The organism is Mycobacterium sp., from assembly GCF_051006775.1.
Taxonomy (GTDB): domain Bacteria; phylum Actinomycetota; class Actinomycetes; order Mycobacteriales; family Mycobacteriaceae; genus Mycobacterium.
Genome location: NZ_JBPCSX010000128.1, coordinates 1 through 3,202, shown reverse-complemented (window position 1 = coordinate 3,202; position 3,202 = coordinate 1). Strand labels below are relative to the sequence as shown.

Annotated in this window: 6 protein-coding genes; 3 read left to right on the top strand and 3 right to left on the bottom strand. The window is 64.6% G+C overall.

All coding sequences use genetic code 11. The features are described 5' to 3' along the window. Window positions 1-127 precede the first annotated feature (127 nt). Window positions 128-601 (bottom strand): thioredoxin-dependent thiol peroxidase, encoded by a 474-nt coding sequence (gene bcp, locus ACR2JI_RS08995; RefSeq protein WP_526389736.1) that lies wholly within the window; start codon window positions 599-601, stop codon window positions 128-130. 80 nt (window positions 602-681) lie between these two features. Between bcp and ACR2JI_RS08990 the strand changes: the two genes are divergently transcribed. Then, the gene (locus ACR2JI_RS08990) at window positions 682-906 is read left to right on the top strand and encodes a DUF3618 domain-containing protein (protein ID WP_526389735.1); all 225 of its coding nucleotides are present in this window, start codon (window positions 682-684) and stop codon (window positions 904-906) included. A gap of 249 nt (window positions 907-1,155) precedes the next feature. Here ACR2JI_RS08990 and ACR2JI_RS08985 read toward each other — a convergent pair whose 3' ends face one another. Then, on the bottom strand, window positions 1,156-1,713 hold the full coding sequence (locus tag ACR2JI_RS08985; protein WP_526389734.1) for a VldE C-terminal domain-containing protein: 558 nt from the start codon (window positions 1,711-1,713) through the stop codon (window positions 1,156-1,158). A 51-nt stretch (window positions 1,714-1,764) separates the two neighbouring features. On the opposite strand from ACR2JI_RS08985, the gene ACR2JI_RS08980 reads away from it, so the two are divergent. Next, window positions 1,765-2,121 (top strand): DoxX family protein, encoded by a 357-nt coding sequence (locus ACR2JI_RS08980; RefSeq protein ID WP_526389733.1) that lies wholly within the window; start codon window positions 1,765-1,767, stop codon window positions 2,119-2,121. 64 nt (window positions 2,122-2,185) lie between these two features. Here ACR2JI_RS08980 and ACR2JI_RS08975 read toward each other — a convergent pair whose 3' ends face one another. After that, a complete protein-coding gene (locus ACR2JI_RS08975) occupies window positions 2,186-2,425 on the bottom strand; it encodes a hypothetical protein (RefSeq protein ID WP_526389732.1) in 240 nt (79 codons plus the stop codon). A gap of 100 nt (window positions 2,426-2,525) precedes the next feature. Between ACR2JI_RS08975 and ACR2JI_RS08970 the strand changes: the two genes are divergently transcribed. Continuing rightward, entirely contained in the window at window positions 2,526-2,924 is a 399-nt protein-coding gene (locus ACR2JI_RS08970; protein ID WP_526389731.1) for a PPOX class F420-dependent oxidoreductase, read from the top strand. Window positions 2,925-3,202: the final 278 nt, after the last annotated feature.

Genomic DNA, 3,202 nt, shown 5'->3' with positions numbered 1-3,202 from the left:
ACCCGAAAACGACGCGACGGCAGCACCGAGTGGCTACCACCGCCGCAACTCCCGTTGATCGGCGGGATCAACCAGTTCCATCACGCCGACCGCATCACCCGCAAATTCCGGCAATAGTCGCGGGAATTCAGACCGACAACTCGCCGCGGAGCTTGGCCACGTGTCCGGTGGCCTTGACGTTGTACTGCGCGACCGCGATCTTGCCCTTCTCGTCGACCAGGAACGTCGAGCGGATCACGCCCTGGACGGTCTTGCCGTACATCTTCTTCTCGCCGAATGTTCCCCAGGCTGTCAGCACCGCACGGTCCGGATCGGACAGCAGCGGAAAGGTCAGCTTCTCGGCGTCGCGGAACTTTGCCAGCTTCTCCGGCTTGTCCGGGGAGATGCCGATGACGTCGATACCGGCGCCGTTGAGTTCTGCGAGGCTGTCCCGGAAGTCGCAGGCCTGCTTGGTGCAGCCCGGGGTTGACGCGGCCGGGTAGAAGTACACGATCACTTTGCGGCCCTTGAAGTCCGAGAGTTTGACGGTTGTGCCGTCGGCATCGGGCAGGCTGAATGCCGGCGCTTTGTCGCCGACTTCGAGTCGAGAGTTCTCGGTCATGGTCCATCCCTTTCGTCCAGCCCGCTGCAGGCCTGCTCTAGGGTAGAACGACAACGGCACAGGCAGAAGCGAGGGCGGAAGTGGTGGATCGGGATCCCGAGGTCATCAAGGCTGAGATCGCTCAGGCGCGAGATCGCCTGGCGGTGACAGTGGACTCGCTCGCCGAGCGCGCCAACCCCCAGCGGGTCGCCGATGACCTCAAGTCCGCGGTCCTGCGATTCGTGAAGCAACCGGCGGTAGCCGCGGCCCTGGCCGGGGTCGGGGTGATCACCGTGGTGATCGTCGTCCGCAGCTTCCGCCGCTGACCCTAGCTGGCGCGCCGCCACCGCCCCAGGATCGGCCGCCGGCCGGGCGGGTTGGCCTGTAGCCCCAGTCGGCAGCAGCTGTGCACGAGAACAGCGACGTCGCCGGAGCCACGGCGCTCAGGCTGCTCAGCGTGCTCGACTCGCCCATCCGTCACCATGGTCACCCCCCATCGCCGATTCGACAGCAAATTGTGGCCCTACCATAAGCACAGTTTGAGCTGTATTTCAAGTCAGAGCAGCTATCGACGCCTAGCCGAAATAAGTTTCGTCACCCGTGGGGAAGCCGCCGCCGTCGGTGGTGATGTGGACGTGGGTGTAGTGATTGGCGTCCGGGGAGCCCAGGTCGGCCATCACATGCGGCGCTCCGCCCACGGGCCGGTATGTCCGCTGCCAGATCACATTGACCAGGCCGAACCTGGCCGCATTATCGAAGGCGAATGCGACGATGCGATCACCGAGGGCCTTGCCGGCAGGGGTGGTCCACTCCGGAATGATCACATCGATCGCCAGCCCGTTGGGATGGAAGGGCAGGGGATCGGGACGGCATCCGCCGATCTCACGGATCTCGGGGAAATGGGCGCTGATCACGCGTTCCGCCAGCACGGTGCGAACCTGGAGCCCGCGCTCGGAGCCGACGCCGGGGGGCAGGGCATGCGGTAAACGGGCCGCCACCGCCGTCGGACCGGTGACGGTCGCCGGCGCCGTCATCGCCGTGCCCGCACCCGCGGTGACGGCGATCAGGACGGCCGGCGGGATCACCAGCGCAGCGGTGATCGCAGGAAAAGCACCTCTGCGCTTGCGGGGCATAGCCTGATCGTCGTTGCCCGTGTTGACATCGTTACAGATAGGGAATCCGCCGTGAGCGCTCTGACGTCCCCCAAGACCTACGCCGGGCTTGCCGCATTCCAGGCGGTGGACGCCATCGCCTGCGCCGCTCAACTGCCGCCCATCAAGAAAAGTCTCGATACGGTCGGCTGCCCCGACGACGTTCGCCGGATCCTGCCGGTGGTCAAGGGTGCCTCAGTGATCGGCCTGCTGTCTGCGAAGCGGTTTCCCGCGCTGGCGAGGCTGACAACCGCGATGCTGACGCTGTATTTCGCACTGGCGGTGGCTGCGCACCTCCGAGTGCGCGACACGATCGCCAACGCCGCTCCGGCGGCCGCGTTCTTGGCGTTGTTCGCCGCGATGACGGTCAAGGGCCCGGACCGGACCTAGCCGCCGGGGGTGCGGCCTTTACGGGATGCGGTAGCCGTATGTCTCTGCACGGTCACCCGAGTCGTCAGCGGCTGCGGGCCAGCTGCGTTCGGCGTGCCAGCAGGATCCAGCACGCCAACGCAATGGTGGATAACGCCGCCGGTGCCCAATGTCTGAGCAGAGTCGAGGCGGCCACTGCCGAGGCGAATGCGGTCAGATTCGCCACTACGTCGTACACCGGAGCGATGAAGCTCCGGTTGGCGACATGGGCCACGGCGATGAACAGGCCACACGCAAAAGTGATGGACAGCAACAGGTTTACCACGGGCCCCAGTATCGCCGACGATCAACGACTGGGGACCGGACACCGTGGCAACACCGAAAGATCGCAAACTGGAACAGTAGCAACGGGTATCGTCGACGTCGTGGTCAACGAATCCATCCCCGCATTGGCCAAGGAGCAGTTCGTCGCGCTCACCACGTTCAAACGCAACGGCGACGGGATATCGACGCCGATGTGGATCGGCCGTGACGGCGCCGACCTGTTCATGTGGACGGCTGAGGATTCCTGGAAAGTCAAACGGGTGCGCAATAACCCACGAGTTCTATTGGCGCCGAGTGGCCGCTTCGGCAAGGTGCGCGATGGTGTCCTGCCGGTTGAGGGCACCGCTGAGGTGCTGACTGATCCCGACACCGTGGAACGTCTGCGGCGGGTGATTCAGCGTAAGTACGGCTTGGGGTACTGGATCATCACCACGGTCGAGATGATCGCCGCCCGAGGGCGTAAGAAGAGGGTGGTGCTCCGCATCGCACTGAACGACTGACACGTTGGCCTGGCGGCGGGAAAATGCGCGAGGGTCTAAAACGTTGATAGGCATCTGTCAATCAGCGACGATTTGGACCCTAGTTAGACAGTTTATGGCTGGTTCCGGGCTGTCCAGATCGGGTGTACTCCACCTGGACGCAAAGGAAGCGGTGAAGCGCCGGCGAGCGACCGAGGCGACCGGTCGAAACGCGGCACAGTTTTGCGACACCCTCACCAGTCGGTATCGAACGTTACGGAGGACGTCGGTAGCGCAGCAGCGGCCGGCGTGTGCGCACC

Excerpts from the sequence above, each read along its gene's own strand:
- bcp (WP_526389736.1), bottom strand. The coding sequence starts at position 601 with ATGACCGAGAACTCTCGACTCGAAGTCGGCGACAAAGCGCCGGCATTC.
- ACR2JI_RS08985 (WP_526389734.1), bottom strand. The coding sequence starts at position 1,713 with ATGCCCCGCAAGCGCAGAGGTGCTTTTCCTGCGATCACCGCTGCGCTG.